We start from the raw sequence: 23,952 nt of genomic DNA on the forward strand, positions 1-23,952 counted from the left end.
ATTCACTATACACTCTCGAGTGTGTTACACGTTATTCATTGTCAACAAAGTTGCTTTATTAATAATGGTGTTAATTATTTCAGTTAATTAACATTTTACCCGCCTTGACTTGCTCTGACCTCAATTAGGCTACATCTGCTAAGCCTGCATTTACTACACCATCCTCTGGCCCTATCCTCAAAAAATTCCGCAATTCTGTTAACATGTAAAATACCCTTGCTATAAGTGGTGGTATTTGTCGTTTCTAATTTGAATTTATCCTTCTTGCGTTTTCCCCTACTGAATTTAGTGGGGGGAGGGAAGCTCTGGTTTTAATTTATAGCTGTATAACTTATGGAAACTATTCGTGATTTATTTTTTTATTCGGGCGTGTTGACGGTGTGATTTTTTTAGACTTTTCTTATTAAGGGGAAGGTGCATCTATGCTGATGCAAACGCTTCCAATGTACTCCCAATAACTCTGGGCCTGGATTGCTCCTGATACGAAATTTTGAGGATTCTTAAATGGTTACTCAAGTGCTACTCACACAAAAAGCAGTTGCAGCTATACAATTTGCAATTCTTGGGAAAAACACCTATACGACGGCTTCCACCTATGATGCCGTAGCAGGCCAGTTTCGTACGGGGGCGATTAGCCAAGAACAATATATTTCTAACCTGTTAGCATCCACAGCGGGTCAGACTTTGTATTCTGGCAAAACTGACCTTGAGATAGTTAAACTTGTCTATGCGTCCATTTGGGGAAGTACCCCAGCAGATAGTGTCGCCCAAACCTTTTTAACAGGCTCAAATTTAAATACTGCACTTAATAATGTAATTAATGGCGTTCTTAATTATACAGGATTCGATTCTGCGACGCTAACTGCACAAAATAGCTTTGATAATGCACTGAATAAAGTCATGTACAAAGACTATGGCTCAGCGAACTGGAATACATGGAGCGTCGCTTTAAGTAGCAAGGAGCAAGTCGAAGCTGCGTACATTTCTTTAGTTGGCCGTTCAGTTGATATGGGTGGGCTTGGCGACTGGACTAATTATCTCGCCACCGGTGGGAATACATATAGTTCATTACTGACAAAATTAATCGCATCTTCCGAGTTTCAAAGCAAGGGATCTAACTTAACTGGTGATGCCTTTATCACACATGTTTATCAAGGAATTTACGGCGTCGCGCCTAGCGCAGCGGTTTTAGCGCAATACAGCGCTCTTGGTACCAATAAGGCAACCATTACTCAGGCAATCATTAACGATTTACGCGGTTCTACGGCTACAGATGCGGCAACTGTAACCAATCAGCATGCTTTTGAATACCAGATTGGCACCGGGCTACTTTATAAAACCAGCGCAGTCCTCAGCGCCAGCGCCGCAGGCGGCAACGCGACAGGTACTGTTAACACTAATGCCAGCCATCAGCTCACCAATGCTGAAACTGCGGTTCTGACTAACGCGCAACTCAATGCTAACGTGGCGAGCACCGTTAACCTCAAATTCGCGGATCATTTGGCTAATCTCACCATTAATGGTTCAAGCGCAGCCACTGTTAACCTGTCCGATAATGGGGTAAACCCTGGAGTGGACATCGTTGTTAACAACGGCAGCGTGATCCTCAATGCCAGTTCCGGCGCTGATGATGTTCTTGTGAGTAACCTTGTTAATATGACCACCGCCACGGCTAAGTTTAACCTCGGAACGGGTAACGATACGCTGAAATGGGCCGGTAACTCTACTGGCGGGGCAAATACGGTGAGCACATCTGTCACCGCTGATGGTGGAGCTGGGATTGATACCATTTCGGCTAACTTTATTACGAAAAATGTCGTTATGGGTGGGACTATTCTAAACAGAACTGCGGTCATCACTTCTAACTCCGCGCAATTTAGTAACTTCGAAAAGCTGGATCTTGCTGGCTATGTAGGGCAGGCAACTGTTAGTTCTGGATCTACTGCGCAGGCCCATACATTTGACTTTGGCGTATTAACGGGTAATGCAACCACCGAATCGAGTTTGACTGGTACTCTTGGGACAAATATCACCCAGGCTGGAACTTCAACAGTCGGCTCACAAGGATTTGTGCTATCGGGTCTGGCAAGTAACGTCCATGTGATTAATGCTGCAGGTGGCAATTCCGCGCAACTTGAAGTCACAGGTAACGCGACTGCGGCAAGTAGTGTCGATATTACATTCCGACAGGATATCACGGATCACTTTAATGTTAATTTTACAGCAACCAGTAATAGCGATATTAATGCGGGAGCACTGGCCCTTAATAGCAGTAATTCGCTACTTGGTACCGCATTGACAACATTGAATATTGGTTCTGGTGGTACAGGCAGCTTTGCAAACAGCATTGCGCTGGCGGGAACCAATAGTCAAGTACAGACAATTAATGTTACTGGAGACCATTTGCTTAATCTGACGGTAGGCACAGGTTACGGCAACCTGGAGACTATCAATGCTTCAGCAAATTCTGCAGGATTGAATTTGGATTCTAATGTGGGGGGAACTGGTAAAGGGATCCTTTATCAACTCCTTACCATTCTTCCCGCAGCAGGCGTGACAACAACGATTATTAATCTGTTGGGGTTAGGTGGCGGGCATAACTTATCGGTTCAAGGAACTAGCGTTACGGACACCTTTAAGGTTCTCGGTAACACCATTGTTTCAGGTGGTGACGGCGCGAACCTTTACCAGTTGAAAGCGAGCACCGTCAACTCTGGTGTGACTATTTCAGATTTTAATAGTGGTAAAGATAGCATTTTTGACACCGCCTCAGGTCTGACTATTAACAATGATGTCACGCATACCCAGGTAGCTGATTATGGTGTACGTACGACTGATGTCGTTGACTCGTTATTAGGTACATTGGTTGGTGGTGTGGTTGGCGGCGTTGTCGGTCTGTTAGGTCAAATCCTTGGTATCGGTGGTAGTGGGGACCTCACTGCGAAAGTTGGTGTGGCGTCAGTCATCTGGACTGATAACTCTCATGAAGCCAGTAACTATTTGATCATTGATAACAACAACGACCATACCCTGGATGCGAACGATACAGTAGTGTATCTCAACGGGCAAACCCATCAGCAGTTGGTTGATACTTTGCACTACGCTTAAGTAGCGTGATGTGATGGATGTTTTATAAAGAAAGGGGGAGGTCACTCTTCCCCTTTTTATTGTGATCTCTGTCGTGCTTTTATTAACATTAATTTTCGTATGGATTTAAAAATATTTTTTTTGTAGCTTGATATTTTAGTACTTTCCTATCTATATATTATAAATATCTCCAGCCTGAGTTGTTGGGATCTGATTGCTCTACTGTCGGTAGAGGTGTGGCTGAAGGTACACAAAATTAAGGGAAAAAGCAGTGGAGCACTATTTACCGCGCAATGAAATTGCGGACGTAATACGCACTCGCAGTAAAATATTCTGGACAGTTGGTGTTTTCACCGCATTCATTAATATCTTAATGTTAGTACCTTCGATTTATATGCTCCAGGTTTATGACCGGGTGCTACCCTCTGGTAATGAAATTACTCTACTGATGCTAACCCTTATCATGCTTGCCATGTTTGGTATGATGGCATTGCTGGAGTACGTCCGTAGCATGGTGGTAATACGGATTGGCGCACAGCTAGATATGCGTTTAAATACACGTATTTATACCGCAGCATACGAAGATAATCTCAAAAACAAATCTGCTGATGCCGGGCAAATGCTTAACGATCTTACTAACATGCGTCAGTTTTTGACCGGCAGCGCGCTTTTTGCTTTTTTTGATGCACCCTGGTTCCCGATTTATTTGTTGGTCATTTTTCTGTTTAATCCCTGGTTGGGGGTGTTTGCATTAATTGGCTCACTAATATTGATAGCGTTGGCCGTGGTGAATGAAATAGTTTCAAAAGAACCATTGGCTGAAGCGAGTAAGCTTGCGTTGCAATCAGGAAGTCTTGCCAGCACCAACTTGCGTAATGCGGAAGTTATAGAAGCATTGGGAATGTTGCCAAATATCAAGGGACGATGGTTTAGTTTACATCAACGATTTCTGAACAGTCAGCGAGTCGCGAGCGAACGAGCTTCACGTATCAATTCTATTACAAAGTTTGTGCGTCTTTCCTTGCAATCTTTGGTGCTCGGTCTGGGGGGCTGGTTGGCCATTGATGGCCATATTACTCCGGGGATGATGATCGCAGGTTCTATTTTGATGGGAAGAACGCTTGCTCCGATAGAACAAGTGATTAACGTCTGGAAAAGCTGGAGTTCGGCAAAACTATCTTATGGCCGGTTGGTGAAGTTACTCGATAGTAATCCACCCCGTGGCACCGGGATGTCTCTACCGAAGCCTGAAGGAGTACTGAGCGTAGAAAATGTATCTGCGAAACCGCCGGGCGCGCAGGGTGAACCGGTACTACACGCTGTGTCATTTAATTTACAGGCGGGTGATGTGCTTGGCATTATTGGCCCTAGTGCATCCGGAAAATCGACCCTGGCACGATTATTAGTTGGGATTTGGCCGGTTAGTGAAGGAATTGTTCGTTTGGATGGCGCAGATATTTATCAGTGGAATAAAGATGAACTGGGCCCCCATATTGGCTATTTACCACAAGACATTGAATTGTTCGCCGGAACCATAGCGGAGAATATTGCGAGATTTAATGATGTCGATGCTGAGAAAGTGATTGCTGCCGCGAAACTGGCAGGGGTACACGAACTGATTTTACGTTTTCCACATGGCTATGACTCAGTTATTGGCAACGGAGGAAACGGACTTTCCGGAGGTCAAAAGCAACGAATTGGTCTTGCAAGGGCCTTATATGGCGATCCCTCGTTGATTGTTCTTGATGAACCTAATTCTAATCTGGATGACGCTGGCGAATTAGCTCTTAATAAGGCTATTGCCTTTCTTAGAGAGCGGAAAAAAACGGTGGTACTGATTACGCATCGAACTAACTTGCTTTCAATGACCAGTAAGTTGTTATTGTTAGTCACTGGTAAGGTTAACGCATTTGGTACCACCCAGCAGGTACTTCAGGCTTTGAATAATGCTCAGAGAACTCAGTCAGCACAGCAACAGGCAATGCATGCAGTTAATAATGAATCGCATGACGGCAACGGGGCACCCCCTAAAACACAAATAAACTAAAAAACGGCTTCTCAAATAATAGCTGCAACTATCTGTTGTTAAAGGGGGGAATATGTCTTCTTACATTAATCAGTCTCTTCGTGGCGATACCTCATCAGATTCTACTGATGAGCGGAAGTATACGCGTTTCGGTTGGTTGGTGATCGCCATTGGTTTATGCGGTTTCCTTTTATGGGCAGCTTTTGCCCCATTGGATAAAGGCGTTGCTTCTCAAGGGTCGGTAACAGTTTCAGGAAACCGTAAAACAATCCAGTCTCCAACTAGCGGTATTATTAGCAATATTGCGGTTAAAGAAGGGGATAAGGTTAAAGCCGGGCAGGTACTGGTTCAAATGAGCCAGGTTCAGGCGCAGGCGCAGGTGGATTCTCTGAAGATTCAATATTATACCACTCTGGCAACAGAAGGGCGTCTGTTGGCCGAAAGAGATAACCTGGATACCATAAAATTCTCTGACGTTTTCAATGCTATCAAAGACAAGCCTCGTGCAGCGGAAATCATTGCCTTGCAGCAACAACTTTTTATTTCGCGCCGACAGGCATTACGTAGTGAAGTTGATGGTTTTAAACAATCTATTGATGGCATCCGTTTCCAGCTTAAGGGATTACAGGATTCCCGGGCGAATAAACAGATTCAGCTAAACAGTATCCGTGAGCAGATGACCAGTATGAAACAGCTCTCTGCTGAAGGGTATTTGCCGAGGAATCGTTATCTGGAGGCTCAACGTCAGTTTGCAGAAATCAGTAGCAGCATTGATGAGACGATTGGCAGGATCGGACAGCTTCAAAAACAACTGCTAGAGTCGCAACAGCGAATAGACCAGCGTTATGCGGATTATCAGCGTGAAGTAAGAACACAGTTAGCGCAAACGCAAATGGATGTAAATGATTATAAAAACAAACTTGATATGGCTAATTTTGAACTAGGGAATACGGAAATTATTTCGCCAGTTGATGGAACAGTTGTTGGGCTGAATATATTTACCCAAGGGGGAGTAGTGGGTGCAGGCGACCATCTTATGGATGTGGTTCCCAGTGAAGCTGCGCTGGTTGTGGATGCTCAATTAAAAGTACAATTAATCGATAAAGTATATACCGGACTTCCCGTTGAGCTTATGTTTACTGCTTTTAACCAGAACAGGACCCCTAAAATACCTGGTACTGTAACGCTCGTTTCTGCAGACCGTTTAATCGATAAAGCAAATGGGGAAGCTTATTATCAGATGCAGGTAACCGTCACTCCGGAAGGCATTAAAATGCTCCAGGGCGAGGAAATAAAACCTGGGATGCCTGTCGAGGTGTTCGTAAGGACGGGGTCACGTTCGTTGTTAAGTTATCTCTTTAAACCTATTTTGGATCGTGCGCGTACTTCATTGACCGAGGAATAATCGTGATTTTCATGAAAAGGAAGATGATTAATCTAGCCCTTAGTTCGATAGTGTGGGTGATATCCTCACCGGTGCATGCATTGGGTATTCTGGATGCTTATTCGCTTGCATTGGAAAAAGACCCAACATTTCAGGCGGCGATTAAAGAAAAAGAAGCCGGTGATGAGGCAAGGAATATCGGACGAGCAGGGTTGCTACCAAAAGTCTCTCTCAATTATCAGAATGCACCTCGAAATTGGCAGACTCAAAAATATCAGACGAGTGATATTTTTGGCAATGTCAGCGATGTGACTAAACGACAGCAGTACCGCAGTTATGCTGGTTCCGTGACCTTAACGCAACCTCTATTTGATTATGAGGCTTATGCGAAATATAAAACGGGAGTCGCACAAAGTTTGATGGCCGACGAAAAATATCGCAGTAAATATCTCGATCTTGCAGTCCGGGTCATTTCGGCTTATGTCAGTGTTGCATATGCAAAAGATCAAATTGCACTCGCTGAGGCGCAGAAAGCTGCTTATAAAGAACAACTTGCTTTAAATGATCGCCTGATGTCCGCTGGCGAGGGTACTGTAACGGACGTTGCTGAGACTCAAGCAAGGTACAGTTTGGCCGAAGCTCAGGTTATCGAGGCTCGGGATGTGTTAGACTCAGCTCAGCGGGAACTTGAAGTCATCATCGGAATTCCACTTGATCAGTTAGATGCATTGCAGACGTTACGGCAAGGCAAATTTCAGGTCTCGCCGCTACGTTATACAGCATTCGATGATTGGCAAAAATTAGCCATGGAACGAAATCCCCAACTAGCTTCATCACGTCATGGCGTGGATGCAGCGCGTTATGATGTAGAACGCAACCGGGCTGGATTTATGCCTCAGGTACAGCTATACGCATCACATTCGGAAAATGATTCCAGCAGCGACAACACCGTAAATCAAAAATATCGAACAGATAGCGTTGGGGTTCAGGTATCAATGCCAATTTATTCTGGCGGGGGGGTTGCTGCCTCGACAAGGCAGGCCGCGGCACGTTATGGTCAGGCCAAGTATGAACTGGACGCCCAGGTCGGTTCGATAATGAACGATCTGCGTAAACAGTTTAATCAATGTATTAGTAGCCAGGCGAAGCTTAGGGCTTACGAACTGGCTGTAAAGTCTGCAACGACGCAGGTTGAGGCCACGCGGCAAAGTGTGCTTGCAGGGCAAAGGGTTAACGTTGATGTGCTTAATGCGGAGCAGCAGCTTTACGCTGCGCAGCGAGATTTAGCAGAGGCCAAATACACGTATATTAAGGCCTGGATTACGTTGCTTGGAGATTCAGGTACGCTGAGCGAAAAAGATATTATGCAAGTCGCGGGGTATTTCCATCGTTCTTGAGTTAAGCTATGAAGTCGGAAACAGAAAGAGTGTAAAATAGTTTGTTTTTTGCATCTCTGAAACCCGTATCGATACTACGCTTCAATCTGTATGCTCACATGAAGGGGACCCTTAAGACCCGTCCCCGTCTTGACTTCACTATTCGCAAAGAGTAAAACGCCAGCAGTATCCATGATTACTGTGGCGATTTGCCATCACCCGTTAACTGTAGAAGTGTTGCTCTATGAAAATTACTATTTCCGGTACAGGCTATGTTGGTTTATCGAATGGTGTTCTGATTGCCCAGAACCATGAAGTGGTTGCTTTGGATATCATTCAGGCCAAAGTAGATTTGCTTAACCAGAAAATTTCACCTATAGCAGATAATGAGATCCAACAATATTTAACGGAAAAAAAGCTTAATTTTCGTGCAACAACAGACAAACTCGATGCGTATCATGACGCTGATTACGTTATTATAGCTACGCCGACAGATTATGATCCCAAGACAAATTACTTCAATACGTCTTCTGTTGAGGCTGTCATCCGTGATGTGACTGCTATCAATCCGAAAGCTGTTATGGTTATAAAATCAACGGTCCCAGTTGGTTTCACTCGTGGCATAAAAGAACGCCTTGGCATTGAAAATATCATTTTCTCGCCGGAGTTTCTCCGCGAGGGGCGTGCTTTGTACGATAATTTATATCCATCACGGATTGTCATTGGTGAGCGTTCTGCTCGTGCTGAGCGATTCGCAGACCTATTGAAAGAAGGTGCGATAAAAAAAGACATTCCGACCCTTTTTACTGATTCAACTGAAGCTGAAGCTATTAAGCTCTTTGCTAATACTTATTTAGCACTACGTGTTGCCTATTTTAATGAGTTAGACAGCTACGCCGAAAGCCAGGGACTAAACAGTAAACAAATTATTGAGGGTGTATGTCTGGATCCGCGAATTGGTAATCATTACAACAATCCCTCTTTTGGCTATGGTGGGTACTGCTTACCGAAAGATACCAAACAGTTGCTGGCGAATTATGAGTCGGTGCCCAATAATATTATTTCGGCAATTGTTGATGCTAATCGCACCCGAAAAGATTTTATTGCAGACTCCATTCTGGCGAAAAACCCGAAAGTTGTTGGTGTGTATCGGTTAATTATGAAGAGCGGCTCTGATAATTTCCGTGCTTCCTCTATTCAAGGTATAATGAAAAGGATAAAAGCGAAAGGTATACCTGTAATTATTTACGAGCCAGTGATGAAGGAAGATGAGTTTTTTAACTCACGCGTTATTCGCGACCTTGATGCTTTCAAGCAGGAATCAGATGTTATTATCTCTAACCGCATGGCAGAAGAATTGGCGGATGTGAAAGATAAAGTATATACGCGTGACCTCTTTGGTAACGATTAACTTTCCATAATGACAGGTAGTTTGCAAAATTACCTGTCTTAATTTTTTATAAAGAAAAAACGCAGCATCATTATGTGCTGAAATAAAATACTAATGCTACCGTGGCATTTGCGAGACTATCTCTGTCTTCTACATCGAAAGATACGCCTGTCGAATTAGATATATATAGCGTAGGGATAATACTAGGCTGATTACACTATTGGCGGTTAATATACCGCAATCTTTTGATTGCGGTAAAATAGAAGATAAGAAACTATCAAATTGCGTAGTAGTCTTTATACCAATCCACGAAGTTCTTCACTCCTTGCTTAACTGTGGTTTGTGGCCGGAAACCAACAAGATCATATAGCGGTTGAGTTTCAGCGCTTGTCTCCAGAACATCGCCTGGTTGCATCGGCATCATGTTTTTCTTAGCTTCCATTCCCAGCGCCTCTTCAAGCGCAGTGATGTAGTCCATCAGTTCTACAGGCGAACTATTACCAATGTTATATACCCGATAGGGGGCGGAACTGGTCGCCGGAGACCCGCCTTCAACCGTCCAGTCTGGATTCGGTTGCGGAACAACATCCTGAACACGAACAACTGCTTCAACTATATCGTCAATGTAGGTGAAGTCCCGCTTCATTTTTCCGTAGTTGTAGACGTCTATACATTGCCCTTCGAGCATGGCTTTCGTGAATTTGAATAGTGCCATATCCGGGCGTCCCCAGGGTCCGTAGACGGTAAAAAACCGCAGCCCGGTTGTTGGAATTCCATACAGATGCGCATAAGTATGTGCCATCAATTCGTTGGCTTTTTTGGTTGCCGCGTATAGCGATACAGGATGATCTACCGAATCATCGGTTGAAAACGGCATCTTACGGTTTAAGCCATAGACGGAACTGGATGACGCGTAGACCAGGTGCTCAACTTTAGTATGGCGACAACCCTCAAGGATATTCAGGAAGCCCATCAGGTTAGCGTCAGCGTAAGCGTGTGGGTTTTCCAGCGAGTAACGCACGCCGGCCTGAGCGGCAAGGTTGATTACGCGGTTAAATTTCTCCGTAGCAAAAAGCTGCTCCATGCTGACCCGATCGGCGAGATCAATTTTGTGAAAACTGAACAAAGGTGCTTTCAGAAGATCCAGGCGGGCTTGTTTGAGGCTCACATCGTAGTAGTCATTCATATTGTCGATTCCGACAACCTCATGACCAGCTTCAAGCAGGCGTTTGCATACATGAAAGCCGATGAAGCCAGCAGCACCAGTGACTAAAAATTTCATTTATATCCTCCAGGATCATTATGTCCCACTGCCTATAAGGGCCTATTTTACACAGGGGGGAGGTATCGATCATCTTGTTTACTGATTGGTTCGGAAAGGTTGGAGAGAATAACATTTAAAGCTAAACCTACCGTAGCAAGGACGCCATCTCCAATATGAGAGTGAAAATCACTCTCATTGGTTAGCAAGTGTTTTTAGTTGTAGACAAATGTTTAAACGGCATTGTACTTACCTGGTATATATCTCTTCTTTGCCAGCCAATACTGCTTTTTCGCTTTTAATCTTATAGTCCGGGAGTATACTATGCTGCTGTTTCATTCATATGGTATTAACTTAAGATGCCCACATTGCAACTTTCTGATTTTATTACCATAATAGGCAGGTATGCCACTGACATTAATGACGCTGCAGAATAGGGCAGCTTGTATAAAGTTAAGTAACTCAGTTGTCAGGTCTGTTGCCTGAAATGAGACTAACCTGATGGCAAGTTGCCTCTAAAGCGGCGAGAGTGACCGCTCTCAGATTGAGCTCAACTTGAGGCTTGAGACAGAGCAAAATCATGGACTCTTGCGGTAGTAATGCTTTGAGGTTTATGACGATTTATCAAATGCTAAGCTTGTTTTGCGCGCTTTGGTTGCGATAGCCAATGGCGGTAGCGTGTCTCTGATTGATGTGATCGTTGGCTGTTGCGAGTCAACTAGACAAAGTTAATCGTTTGTAGTCGTATAGTCACCCCCGTAACATACTCCAAATGATGGTATAGAGTACGCTATTATATGGAACTGCTTATGGTTGCTAAGAAGGGTTTCTCTATACCGTGGATATAGAGGCAACGACTGCTTTTGGCTAATTTATTATAATTATGTTGATATTATAGCTGTGCACAATTTCCTCAAGGTGCCAGAGGAAAGAATGATTGCGTGGTCGATTTCAAAAAAATGAGTGCAAATAATGAAGTTTAAATTAGGATATTTATTTGATCTACTTGTTGTGATAACTAATAAAGATTTAAAAGTTCGCTATAAAAGTAGCATCTTTGGATATTTATGGTCTATCGCAAACCCTTTATTATTTGCGATGATTTACTATTTTATTTTTAAAATGGTAATGAGAGTACAAATTCCAAATTATACCGTTTTCCTGATTACTGGGTTGTTCCCGTGGCAATGGTTCGCAAGTTCGGCAACCAATTCATTGTACTCATTTATTTCTAATGCGCAGATCATTAAAAAAACAGTATTTCCGCGCTCGGTTATTCCTTTGAGTAATGTGATGATGGAAGGGCTGCACTTCTTGTGTACAATTCCTGTAATCGCTGTGTTTCTATATGTTTATGGTATGTCACCGTCGCTGAGTTGGTTCTGGGGCATTCCTCTACTGGCGATCGGACAGATTATTTTTACATTTGGATTTGCTCTAATTTTCTCAACGCTGAATTTGTTTTTCCGTGACCTGGAGCGATTTGTCGCCTTGGGCATTATGTTGATGTTCTACTGTACCCCGATACTCTATAATTCAGATATGATCCCGCAACAATTTACCTGGATCATTGATTATAACCCACTGGCTAGCATGATTATGGCCTGGCGAGATCTGCTTATGAATGGCAACCTGGATTATGTGCATATCACTTATCTATACTCATCAGGCATGGTTGTGTTGCTGTTAGGAGTGTGGGTCTTTAATAAATTAAAATATCGATTTGCAGAGATTTTGTGATGACCGCTGTTATTGAATTTTGCAATGTAACAAAAGAGTATCCTCTATATCATCATATTGGCTCTGGCATTAAAGACTTGTTTTTTCATCCGCGTCGGGCCTTTAATTTGCTAAAAGGCCGTAAGTATCTGGCTATCGAGAATGTGTCATTCACCGTCAATAAGGGTGAATCAGTTGCATTGATTGGCCGCAATGGCGCTGGCAAAAGTACGACCCTTGGTCTCGTTGCTGGTGTGCTAAAGCCAAGTAAGGGCGAGGTAAAAGTTGTCGGCCGCGTGGCTTCGATGTTGGAGCTGGGAGGCGGTTTTCATCCGGAACTTACCGGGCGTGAAAACATCAAACTTAATGCCACCTTACTGGGGTTACGCAGAGCAGAAGTTAATAAACGGCTTGATAAAATTATCGAGTTCTCAGAGCTAGGTGAGTTCATTGATGAGCCTATTCGCGTATACTCAAGTGGCATGCTGGCGAAGCTGGGCTTTTCCGTTATTAGCCAGGTTGATCCAGATGTATTGATTATCGACGAAGTTCTCGCGGTTGGGGATATCGCATTTCAACGGAAATGTATTGAAACAATCAATGAGTTCAGAAAACGTGGGGTAACAATCCTGTTTGTTAGCCACAGCATGAAAGATGTTATGCAGATTTGCGATAAAGTTGTGTGGGTTGAAAATCACCGGTTGAAAGCTATCGGTGAGGCAAGCTCTATTGTTGATGAATATGTAGCCTCAATGGCTTGATGGAAAAACTAATGCAGAAGAATGTACTTATTGTCGGCGCAGGATTTTCAGGCGCGGTTATTGGTCGCTTATTGGCTGAAGCAGGTCATCAGGTGACGATTATTGACAGCCGGCCGCATGTTGCTGGTAACTGCTATAGTGAGCGGGATAGTGAAACCAACGTTATGGTTCATACCTATGGCCCTCATATTTTCCATACTGACAATGCTGAGGTTTGGGAGTACATCAACCAATACACGGAAATGATGCCTTATGTGAACCGGGTGAAGACGACGGTCAATGGGCAAGTATTTTCCTTACCAATCAACTTACACACAATTAATCAGTTCTTCCATACCACGTGCTCCCCAACCGAAGCACGTAAATTAATTGATGAAAAGAGTGATAAAACGATAGAAGAACCTGCAACATTTGAAGAGCAGGCACTGCGTTTTGTCGGCAAAGAACTTTATGAAGCCTTTTTTAAAGGTTACACAATCAAACAGTGGGGGATGTCTCCGTCGGAGCTCCCGGCTTCAATTCTTAAGCGTCTGCCTGTACGATTTAATTATGATGATAACTACTTTAATCATAAATATCAGGGGATGCCAAAAGACGGCTACACGGTAATCGTAGATAAGATATTAGATCATAAAAATATTTCAGTGGCTTTAAACACCCTGTTTGATGAAACCACTCGTGGCGAATATGACCATGTATTTTATAGTGGCGCGCTGGATGGTTTTTATAAATATGATATGGGACGTCTGGGCTATCGCACCTTGGATTTCGATGCTTTCCGAACCGACGGTGATTATCAGGGATGTGCGGTAATGAATTATGGTGAGCAAAAAGTGCCTTATACTCGTATTACTGAGCATAAGTACTTTGCGCCATGGGAAAGTCATGAAAAATCAATCTGCTATCGCGAGTTTAGTCGCTCATGTGAGCCTGAGGATATTCCGTATTACCCAATTCGTCAGGTAGGGGAGATGGCTATGCTGCAAAACTATCTCGATCGCGCCGAAAAAGAAGCGAATATTACCTTTGTTGGTCGTCTGGGTACATACCGCTATCTTGATATGGATGTAACTATTGCTGAAGCTCTGGAAACTGGGCGAACTTATCTTAAGTCATTAGAACAGAATTCTGTGATGCCTGTGTTCACGGTCAAAGTCAGATGAATGTAGCTGCTCTAATCGTCACTTATAATCGGTTAGAAAAGTTAAAAACAACAATAGAGGCAACGCTGGCGTTGCCTTTTCAATATATAGTTGTGGTTAACAATGCATCAACCGACGACACTCAAGCCTATCTTAATTCTGTTTGCGATGAACGAGTTATAGTTTTACATCGGGAGATGAATGATGGTGGGGCTGGCGGTTTTAAATATGGAGCGCAATGGATAACGCAAAATTTGAACACTAATTGGGTTCTATTTTACGATGATGATGCGTATCCGAAGAAAGATTTTGGCGTAGCTTTTCAGTCACTTGATTTATCGAGTGAAAATGTCTATGTCTGCACGGTGGTGGATACATCAGACAAATGCTGCAAGATGAATATACCCTGGAAGAAAATTCCTAATGGTTTTTGGGGAAATATCGCTTACAGAGTTAATCCTGCACGTTTTATTCCTGACGGAAGCCAGCAAGAGACCGTGGTGAGCGTATCATTTGTAGGAATGTTGATAAGTCAGGAGACACTAAAGAAATCTATATCGTTTATATATGATGAGCTTTTTATCTATTTTGACGATGTTTATTTTGGTCATCATCTGGTCCTGCAGCGTACGCCTATTATTTACCTTCCTGAATTATGTATTGTCCATGATATTGATACTACTAATCAATTAATAGCCCCATGGAAACTATATTATTTAAGTAGAAACCTTATCTTGTCCCGTAAAATATTCCAGGACAATTCGCCTTTCACCTTATTTGATGTTTCATTAAGGTTGTTGAAGTATATATTTACAGCACTGAAGCATGAAAAGCGGAAAGAATGTATGATTAATGTCTATAATGGAATCAAGGATGGTTTCTGGAAGCCAAAAGGTAGAGGTGCATAATCCGCTATGAAAAAGAAATTATGCTATTTTGTTAACTCTGCCTGGTATTTTGAACTTCATTGGCTCGAAAGAGGAATTGCTGCATTAAATAATGGATATGATGTCTATGTTATTGCAAATTTTGTAGATGATGCAATTTCAAACAGACTCACCGCATTAGGATTTCACTGCGTTAATAGTCAAATTAATGAGAAAAGCATCAATCCTTTTGCTTTTATCAAAGGCTTTATTAATGCCTCGAGGATATTGAAAGGCGTTAATCCTGATATCCTTCATTGCATTACGATTAAACCTGGGATCATAAGTTGTCTGTGGGCCAAATATCACAAAACTAAACTTGTTTATAGTTTTGTAGGGCTAGGGCGAGTGTTTGAGAGTGAGCAACTCATTTTTAAAATATTACGTTGGCTTGTCCTCAGGTTATATCGATATTTGTTCTCAAATGTTGATTGTAAAATAATATTTGAACATCGAGAAGATAAAAGAAAAATACTTTCTCTGCTGGGAGTCAAAGAAGAGAAAGCAAAGGTCATTGATGGCGCCGGGGTTAATATCAGTTATTTTTCATACCAGCAAGAACCGAAATTGACTCATGGAATAATACTTTTTGCCAGTCGTATGCTACATAGTAAAGGATTACTTGATCTCATTAAGGCAAAAAGGATCCTGAAGTTAGAAGGGATAGATTGTACTATTCAGGTTGCAGGTATCATTGTTGAGAATGATGACGATGGGATTACCTTGGGGCAAATAGAAAAATGGCACGCAGCAGGCGATATCGTCTGGTTAGGTACTCGAGATGATATTAGAGAATTGATTGCTGGGGCAAATATTGTTGCTCTTCCTTCTGTATATCCCGAAGGTGTACCGCGAATTCTGCTTGAGGCTGGTGCCGTAGGTAGAGCTTGTGTTGTCTATGATAATGGTGGGTGTAACTCACTAATTAAAGACGGCTATAATGGTTATATAGTTGAACGCAAAAATGTCAAAGAACTGGCCGCGAGAATTAAAGCATTGATAAATGAAGATGATGACAGACAAAAAATGGGTATCAATGCCAGGGAAAATATTGTCAATCATTATACATCAGAAATTGTTATTGATAAAACATTACAAGTATATGAAGAGCTGTTTCAGCGCTGAAAAATACTTATGCGGTTAGGTTATGAATAATAATATTGCATTACAGTCATCAGTATTCCCTGATATACACCACCGTGAAATTAGCGCTCTGTATTTTTTATCTGATAATGTATCTACATGCTATAGTGATGCAGGGTACGTCAGAGTATCGAGGAATCATGACATTTGCTTTGATACTTTTTATAATTCATTTGATCTCCAGAAGTGGTCGAAACACACAACAGTTAAACAGATTGGGTTCAAAGTTGATGTTGTTGGCAGAGGTATCGCCACAATTTTCTTAAAAACGAAAGATATATTAAAAAAAGTATTTCAACGCGAAATTGAAGGGGCATTCACACTAGATAATTTAGAATTAACTGAATGTCGTGACGGTAGGCTTTATTTTTACTGGTCGTCGATTGATGATAGTGAAATCAGGAGTTTTTCTTTTACTACATATGGGGCAGTAGAGGATTTTGGTAAGTTAGCGATTGTCATCACGACTTATAATCGACAGGCAGCATTATTATCGACATTGTCGAGATTTGAGAAAAACTTATTTTCCGACAGTGTTGGTCAGTCAAAATTTCATGTATATGTTATTGATAATGGATGCAATTTAGGTTTAGAGCCAAGACCTAATGTTACTTATATAAAAAATAAAAACATGGGGGGGGCCGGTGGTTTCACTCGTGGTTTATTTGAGGTGAAAAAGAACAATAAAGAAACTTATTGTATCTTTATGGATGATGACGCATCCTGTGAAATCGAAAGTATTAAAAGAGCATATTGGTTCATGTGTTTTTCAAAAAAAGATGAACAGATGATAGCAGGCAGTATGCTATATGAGGATAAACCTCAAACGGTTTACGAGGCAGGTGCTATTTATCCTTATAAACAGATACGAATGCGGCCTTTAAAAAATGGTGTTGATGTCTCAACACCAAGTGGCCTGGATGTGTTTAATAAAGAGGACGGACAAGCCAATTACGCAGCATGGTGGTTCTGCGCTTTCAAAGTATCAGCGATAAAATACTATGCTTTTCCTTTCTTCGTCCGCGGCGATGACATTTTATTCGGGATAATGCATGCTTACCCGATCGTTACTCTCAATGGCATTGCGTCGTGGCAGATGAATTTTAATCAAAAATATAGCGCATTAGTTGAATATTTGAGCGTTAGAGGTCTGTTGGTTCCTGCATTTGTATACCCGTCATCACAGAAAAGAAGACAGATAGCTTTTTGGATATTAGCAAAAGTACTTTTGCTATGCTTTTCATACCGTTATTCTTCGGCTGAGGCTATCATTGAAGCTTATTCAGATGTAATGCAAGGCCCTGATTTCTGGATTGACGATGCGGATGCGCAAAAAGCGCGTAGACGGATTAGTGAGCTGTCGAAAGATGAATTGCCAGGTGAAGTTGAGCAGGGTAACGGCGTGAAAAAAACTGACCGTGATAGCCCCGAGTCCAAATGGGCGAAGATAATCAGGCTGTTTCTTCTCAATGGTCATCTGGTTCCTGGGTTTATTATGGCTGGAAATAGGGTACGAATCCCTAACACAGAAATTCATCCGACAAAACAGGTTTTTTTGAATGCTGAAGTTTACTATGAAACTACTGAGGGTAGTTTTATCGTACTGAAGCAGGATAAATTACGCTGTGCTAAGTTGATCATTAAAACATTGTGGGCCATTAGCAAAGGGTTCTTTACCTATAATGCTGTTGCAGAAGAGTATGGAAAGAAGATCTCGTACTTAACGTCTGAGAATTTTTGGAAGAAATATTTTATTTAAATGTTGATGATATTTTCTTTATTCGTAATGATTATATTGTCATAGTTAAATATTTCTTCTTGCTGATAGGGTTTGGGATATTTATTTATACGGAAGATACTCATTTTGATTTGGCTAGTTTCTACAATCTAGTCTGAAGTTAAATATATTTATACAAGAGACAGTAATGAGCGACATGATAGTTTGTGATACTCGACAATCAAAGGTTATACCAAAATTGTCTATTATAGTACCAGTCTATAATACTTCTGGTTTTGTGGAGAAGACTTTATCTTCATTTGATAAAAATGGTAATGATCAAATAGAACTTATCATTGTAAATGATGGCAGTACTGATAATAGTGTCGAAGTTGTTCAGCAATGGCTTGATACCTATAAAGGTAACGCAATTTTCGTATCACAGGAAAATAAAGGGCTATCAGAGGCCAGAAACACGGCCTTACGCTACGCGAATGGCCAATATATTTCTTTCTGTGATAGTGATGACTGGTTGAACGAAAAAGCTGTTCTTGATTCCCTGGAATTTGCCGAGTCTGACGATCTTGATATTGTATTATATCGTTCATACGTTTACGACAACCAAACAAAAGATTCGTATCCGTTCTATGATGCAGCGACTTGGGATCACATTTTAGGTGGTGAGCTGAAGAAGACAGTAAATATTGCAGCATATCCGCAAATCCTCAGTCTTGAACCTAACACCAACAACCGAATCCTTAAGAAAGAGTTTTTTGACAAGTATATAACTATCTTCCCGGTAGGGATTCATTTTGAAGACGTTACTCCTCATATTGTAAGTCTGGTTAACGCAACAAAAATTGGCATGATAGATACTGTCGGCTATTTTTACCGAGTTAATCGTGAAGGGAAGATTACGGATCAAAAAAGCGAAAAGCGATTTGATATAATTAAGACCGCGAAAGAGTTATTGCAGAAGCCTGAAGTTAAAGGTCTCAATGCATATCAGCAATATTGCGTAATGTCGCTAATATTTAAAATGATTTTCTGGTGTGGTAGATATACAACTCTGAATGATCGACGTCGTTACTTCCAGCAAGGTGTGGATCTGTTTTCTGTATCAAATCCGGGCGTGCGTTCGCGCTTAAAAACTTCCTTAGGTTTTGCGGAGCGTAACAGAGAGTTTATTCTTATGTTGGCATTTTTCAATGGCGCAACGGATTTTCTCACAGAGTACAGTACTGGTAAGCAAACGCTATCAACAAAATTTAAACTGTTGAAGGCTATTTCTACTGCAAACATTGATGTCAATAAATTGATCTTCAAAAAAGCTTTGCGATTTGCAAAAAATAAGTTCGGAAAACGGGTAGTAGGTTAATAAAATGATCAATAGAACACAATTGAATGCATATCTAAATAAACTACCTTCAGCAATTAGCCATGATGAGTTAGCACAACACAAGCATATCATCGAGCGAAGCTTTTTTGGCGTAGATTTGCTTTCTTGCGAAAGTGATGTTTTGGCTTTTGTCGGTACTTATACTGGTCTGGAGCTCCTGGTTGCATTTTATAACAGCAAGCCGCGCGCGATAATTGTTGTTGAATCTAATGCAAGCAAGTTTAAACGTATTCAGGAACTATTAAATAAAAACCCTGAATTGAAAGAACGTGTCTATCTGTTTGATAATTTCTCCAACCCTGAAATTAATGAGTTGATTGGTGAGCGTCACGTTAGTGTTCGTATTTCTCTTCCTGCATTTACCCGGGCAGCTCTGGAGTATGTTACTGCACAGTGGAAACTTGACCATATTTGTGGTGAATTCAATCAGTACGATGTTGATCCGTTAATTGTTTATCGTCAATGCGCGCGTGCGGCGGATACTTTTTACTGGCGCATTCAGGATCAACACCAACCTCTCGCGGGTAGTCGCCAGAAGTATGAGTATGAAGTTTCAGTGGTCGTACCCGCATATAATATCAGCGCCTATATCGACCAGTGCATTGAGTCCCTGGCAAATCAGTCTATTGAAAGTTTAGAGATTTTAGTCGTCGATGATGGTACACCGGATGATTCTGGTGAGAAAGCTGACGCCTGGGCTGCGAGATACCCAGGCAGAGTGAAAGTTATCCATAAAGCCAATGGTGGGTGCGCGACGGCAAGAAATGCCGGCGTTAGCCAGGCCAAAGGGCAATATATTGGTTTTGTTGACGGCGATGATTGGTGCGATCTTCAGATGTATGAAGATTTGTTCCGTGCCGCGGTGATGAAAAATGCTGACATTTCCCAGTGTGGCTATAAAGAAGCTTATGAGACCGGTGAAATAGTTAAATTCCCACTGGACATCAATCTCAGCCGTCTGGATTTACTACGCGAGCGCCCAACAATGTGGCGTCGTATTTACTCTGCTGACATGCTGAAAAACAAAGGAATTTCTTTCCCTGAGCATATTCGTCGGTTTGATGATTTACCTTTCCAGTTCGAGACTTTTTTAAACGCCAAGATTATTGCTAATATACCTTTTGATTATTACTATTATCGTCAAGGGCGCTTAGGTCAGGATATTTCTGTGCGAGATGACCGACTTTATGTTCATTTCCCTATTTTTGATTGGATCTACAGTCGTAACTCGGATACGTTCAACTATGATGAAGAACGTAAATTATTTGAGTTAGAACTTGATGTCCACTTCTGGGCCTGGAGTGTCATTGAAGCGAAATTCAAGGATGAATATTTTAAACAGGTTCTGGCACAAATTTTTGCATCTAAGAAGATTTTGTCTAAATTTGATATGCTGGTAATAGCCAAAAATAAAGGAAGAGAAAGATTTATGTTTTATTTAAAGCTGCTAAAAGCTAAAACATTCTAACTCTTCTACCTTATTAAAAGCCGCGAAAGATTTCTTTCGCGGCTTTTTTTTTATAATTGGCTGGCTCTCATATTCAGCTTGTCGCCTACTAAAGATGCAATTTTTGTAGATGGTTTATCAATGAATGTATAGCCAAACCATGAGATAAGCACACAAAATAATAAACTGACTAATGTGCTTATTATACTAGCAAATTGGTTAGTAATACCTGCATCATGTAAATAAACAAATAATGCCGTTCCAATACTCATGATAATAGGGATATGAAATACATATAAGGAAAATGAGATCTTACCCAGAAAAGTAAATACAGATCTGGACAGATAATTTGAAAGTTTTGATGATGTATTAGCTATTAATAATAAAACTACTGCTGCGATTGAGTGACAGAATGTGGCTAAACTTTCTTTACTAAAACCTGTGAGTTCATTTAAGAAGTTAATTTCAATTGTCCACGGATTTTCTGTTGCAAGAACAACTGTTAATATACTGGCTGGAAGAATAAACTTAGGTTCAAATTTTATGTTATATACCAAAATAGTACCGCCAATGATAAATAGTATCAAATAGCAGCCAAGTGTCGGTTCAATCAGATAGATAAGTATTGCTGATATTATGATGTGGGCACCGTTTTTTTTGACAAAAAATAATGCGGCATAGAGATACAGAAAAAGTGACCCCATTAACTCTATTTTAATCGTCCAGAGTGGGCCATTATAGGAGGTATCGCCTATGTAAGCAGAATACAGACCATTGTATATGGCTCCAGTTAGTGTGAGTTCTGATTGATAGTTAGATTTTAACCACTCGTGTCCACCGACGATCGCCGCCATTTCGGCATTATGGAAGCCTATCGTATTTTGTAAAACAACAGCCAGAATGACTGAAGCGAGTACCAGTGGGGTAAGTCTAAAGTATCTTTTTATAAAGCTTTCTTTAAGATAAGAAAGGTCGTTTTGCCGCTTATAAAAGCCAATGAGCAACACATAACCACTCATTACGAAAAATAGACAAACTGAGAAGTTCCCATCCAAAATTCTTCGATATATCTGCCACCATACTGAGTTTTGCGAATATAATCCATTTGGCGATACCAGCACCCCCATAAATACATCCATATGGTAAAGCACGACGACAAGCGACGCGACTCCGCGGAGTCCGTCGAGATGTTTATAATGTTGCAAGTGAGACCCCGTAGCCTGTTTGGCTTTATTTTTGTTGTGTTCCATAACCAACGCGTCAAGAAGCAGAACCTGACGGTATTTGTTTATATTACCACACTGATGTTAACTGGTGGTTATTTTTTTGTTGTTGTGATCGGTCTCACGATAGTTGATTTAACATTAAATTTTCTTAAGTATGTGAAATTAAGCCCGGAGTGCAGCACCCATCATGCCGAATAAATTATTTTTAAACGCTTTCATTATCCAGGATCAATGGAGTGATATTTGTCAGTGAGGTTCAGTGTGTTAAAATAGCAACATTACAATGCACAATAATAAGTTGCTTTATTTCGGAGTTTGCATGAGCGTTTTTTTTAGATGTTTAGAGTATTTAAAAACCAGACGTTTTTTATATTTTATACTGTTTTTTCTGTCCCTTGTGTTGTGTTGGTTTGAACCTACAAATATATTTTTTACCACTTTTTTCTCTGTTTTTATTTTCTTGCGTTTGATTTTTTGTATTCGTAATAAAATAATCAGAAATAGTCTGGTGGTTTTTGTTTCATTGATCACGTTTTTGACTTACTTTATCTATCAGAAATATGGTGGACTCTCAACTAGTATGGTTATGTCAACCTTCGGGGTTGGCCTTTCCGTTTCATTAGGTACCGTACAAACCTTTGGTCTAAAATTTCTGGTAGGTTTTCTTTTCATACTTTTTGCGCTTTCGTTGTTATCTATTAAAATACCAAAAGCACGCTATTCTGTTAAAGAACGTGTTATTTTGACTATTAGTCTTATCCTTATTCTTTCAAAGCCTGTGATAGATGGTGTTAGTTTTTGGGGGACTAAATTCTTTATCAATAATATCGAATATTCACCAACTTTTATTTCGCAGCCATACATCGATCAGTACAAGATTTTTTTTGGACCTCTTGTTTCCTCAGTGTCGATTATCGCTGAAAATATAGTTGATGATGTTAAATACAAAAAGATAGAGCATAAAGAATATCCTGATTATATTAAAAAAGAGACTGAAGGTAGCCAGAACATTATATATGTGATTGGCGAATCATCTAACCCTGGCCGCTATGGTATTTACGGCTATGGAAAAGATACTACGCCAAACTTATCGCAGATGGATAGAGATGGACAAATATGTGTCGTTAATAACGTTCACTCTCCGGCTGCGCAAACACGACTTGCTGTACCGATGCTGGTTTCTTTTGAAACGCCCTTGCAGCGTGGCAACTTGTTTAAATTTAAGAATCTTATCGAGATGGCACAATTGCAGGGCTACCATACGTACTGGTTCGACTCTCAGATGCAAAACAACATGTGGAACAAGCCTTTCGGTTATCTGGCAAAATATGCTGAAGTACTGCAAACTCCGGAAGATAATAATACCCGTTTCCCAGTTAACGAGGGGCAGGACGAAAAGTTATTACCGGCAATCAAGCATTATTTTAAGCAATCGCAAGAGAGAAATTTTTACGTCATTCATCTGATGGGTAACCATTTGCCTTATTCTGACCGTAGAGGGGAAGCGGACAACCCGATGGTTGATGATTATGATGCGTCTATTTATAACGTCGATGATACCTTAAAGAGTATTTTTACCCTTGCTGATACCTATCTTAAAGATTACAAGTTGGTTTATGTATCAGACCATGGGGAAGTTGTGGGGCAGGGACATGGTTTTCCATCCAGTGATAATGAAATGTATAAAATTCCATTGCTGATGAATGATGCGTCCTGGTGTGCGAAGGCTGAACAATTGCGCAACAACAACCACTACTTCTCATCTGATTTAACCAAATTCCTGGTGTTAGAAATGATGGGTTATGCTGTTTCTGATGAGCATATGAAAGACGCGGTAAAAAATTCTGATTTCGTGCTGAATGAAAAAGAAGATGCTATTCGTTTCTCTGAATTAAGGGATGTGCCCTTACCGCAACATCCTTAATCGGCGGTTAATACATAGACTCTG

Annotated in this window: 16 protein-coding genes; 14 read left to right on the forward strand and 2 right to left on the reverse strand. The window is 41.2% G+C overall.

Annotated elements, in window-relative coordinates; genetic code table 11:
* Positions 1–504 precede the first annotated feature (504 nt).
* The 5 genes from ABLV66_RS08765 to ugd all read left to right on the forward strand — a co-directional run bounded on the left by ABLV66_RS08765 (position 505) and on the right by ugd (position 9,284).
* Positions 505–3,108, forward strand: a complete 2,604-nt coding sequence (locus ABLV66_RS08765) for a beta strand repeat-containing protein (protein WP_348875993.1) — start codon at positions 505–507, stop codon at positions 3,106–3,108.
* A 250-nt stretch (positions 3,109–3,358) separates the two neighbouring features.
* Positions 3,359–5,134 (forward strand): type I secretion system permease/ATPase, encoded by a 1,776-nt coding sequence (locus ABLV66_RS08770; RefSeq protein WP_348875991.1) that lies wholly within the window; start codon positions 3,359–3,361, stop codon positions 5,132–5,134.
* 52 nt (positions 5,135–5,186) lie between these two features.
* A complete protein-coding gene (locus tag ABLV66_RS08775) occupies positions 5,187–6,518 on the forward strand; it encodes an HlyD family type I secretion periplasmic adaptor subunit (protein ID WP_348875990.1) in 1,332 nt (443 codons plus the stop codon).
* Between the two features lie 11 nt (positions 6,519–6,529).
* A complete protein-coding gene (locus ABLV66_RS08780) occupies positions 6,530–7,894 on the forward strand; it encodes a TolC family outer membrane protein (RefSeq protein ID WP_228339515.1) in 1,365 nt (454 codons plus the stop codon).
* A gap of 223 nt (positions 7,895–8,117) precedes the next feature.
* Positions 8,118–9,284: a UDP-glucose 6-dehydrogenase gene (ugd, locus tag ABLV66_RS08785; RefSeq protein WP_045391811.1), complete on the forward strand. Its 1,167-nt coding sequence runs from the start codon at positions 8,118–8,120 to the stop codon at positions 9,282–9,284.
* Between the two features lie 256 nt (positions 9,285–9,540).
* On the opposite strand, the gene ABLV66_RS08790 is transcribed toward ugd, so the two are convergent.
* Positions 9,541–10,545, reverse strand: coding sequence for an NAD-dependent epimerase (locus tag ABLV66_RS08790; RefSeq protein WP_045391808.1), 1,005 nt, complete (start codon positions 10,543–10,545; stop codon positions 9,541–9,543).
* Positions 10,546–11,496: 951 nt separating this feature from the next.
* Here ABLV66_RS08790 and ABLV66_RS08795 point away from each other — a divergent pair.
* The 8 genes from ABLV66_RS08795 (at position 11,497) to ABLV66_RS08830 (ending at position 20,799) form a co-directional block, all read left to right on the forward strand.
* A complete protein-coding gene (locus ABLV66_RS08795) occupies positions 11,497–12,264 on the forward strand; it encodes an ABC transporter permease (RefSeq protein WP_045391805.1) in 768 nt (255 codons plus the stop codon).
* Complete coding sequence (locus tag ABLV66_RS08800; protein WP_045391802.1) at positions 12,264–13,004, forward strand: ABC transporter ATP-binding protein; 741 nt, start codon at positions 12,264–12,266, stop codon at positions 13,002–13,004. Before ABLV66_RS08795 ends, ABLV66_RS08800 begins: the two co-directional genes overlap by 1 nt.
* A gap of 11 nt (positions 13,005–13,015) precedes the next feature.
* A complete protein-coding gene (gene glf / locus ABLV66_RS08805) occupies positions 13,016–14,167 on the forward strand; it encodes a UDP-galactopyranose mutase (protein ID WP_047045968.1) in 1,152 nt (383 codons plus the stop codon).
* Positions 14,164–15,054 carry a glycosyltransferase gene (locus tag ABLV66_RS08810; protein WP_047045964.1) on the forward strand — a complete coding sequence of 297 codons (891 nt, stop codon included), beginning with the start codon at positions 14,164–14,166 and terminating at the stop codon, positions 15,052–15,054. The genes glf and ABLV66_RS08810 overlap by 4 nt, the downstream gene beginning before the upstream one ends.
* 6 nt (positions 15,055–15,060) lie before the next feature.
* Positions 15,061–16,197, forward strand: a complete 1,137-nt coding sequence (locus ABLV66_RS08815) for a glycosyltransferase family 4 protein (RefSeq protein WP_348875989.1) — start codon at positions 15,061–15,063, stop codon at positions 16,195–16,197.
* A 22-nt stretch (positions 16,198–16,219) separates the two neighbouring features.
* Positions 16,220–17,974: a glycosyltransferase family 2 protein gene (locus tag ABLV66_RS08820; RefSeq protein ID WP_348875988.1), complete on the forward strand. Its 1,755-nt coding sequence runs from the start codon at positions 16,220–16,222 to the stop codon at positions 17,972–17,974.
* Between the two features lie 166 nt (positions 17,975–18,140).
* Positions 18,141–19,310: a glycosyltransferase family 2 protein gene (locus ABLV66_RS08825; RefSeq protein ID WP_348875987.1), complete on the forward strand. Its 1,170-nt coding sequence runs from the start codon at positions 18,141–18,143 to the stop codon at positions 19,308–19,310.
* A gap of 4 nt (positions 19,311–19,314) precedes the next feature.
* Entirely contained in the window at positions 19,315–20,799 is a 1,485-nt protein-coding gene (locus ABLV66_RS08830) for a glycosyltransferase (protein ID WP_052766190.1), read from the forward strand.
* Between the two features lie 50 nt (positions 20,800–20,849).
* On the opposite strand, the gene ABLV66_RS08835 is transcribed toward ABLV66_RS08830, so the two are convergent.
* The gene (locus ABLV66_RS08835) at positions 20,850–22,028 is read right to left on the reverse strand and encodes an acyltransferase family protein (RefSeq protein WP_315711188.1); all 1,179 of its coding nucleotides are present in this window, start codon (positions 22,026–22,028) and stop codon (positions 20,850–20,852) included.
* A gap of 295 nt (positions 22,029–22,323) precedes the next feature.
* On the opposite strand from ABLV66_RS08835, the gene ABLV66_RS08840 reads away from it, so the two are divergent.
* Positions 22,324–23,928: a phosphoethanolamine transferase gene (locus ABLV66_RS08840; protein WP_063447760.1), complete on the forward strand. Its 1,605-nt coding sequence runs from the start codon at positions 22,324–22,326 to the stop codon at positions 23,926–23,928.
* Positions 23,929–23,952 lie beyond the last annotated feature (24 nt).

The sequence above is a fragment of the Klebsiella sp. CN_Kp073 genome, assembly GCF_040065495.2.
Classification (GTDB): Bacteria; Pseudomonadota; Gammaproteobacteria; order Enterobacterales; family Enterobacteriaceae; genus Klebsiella; species Klebsiella aerogenes.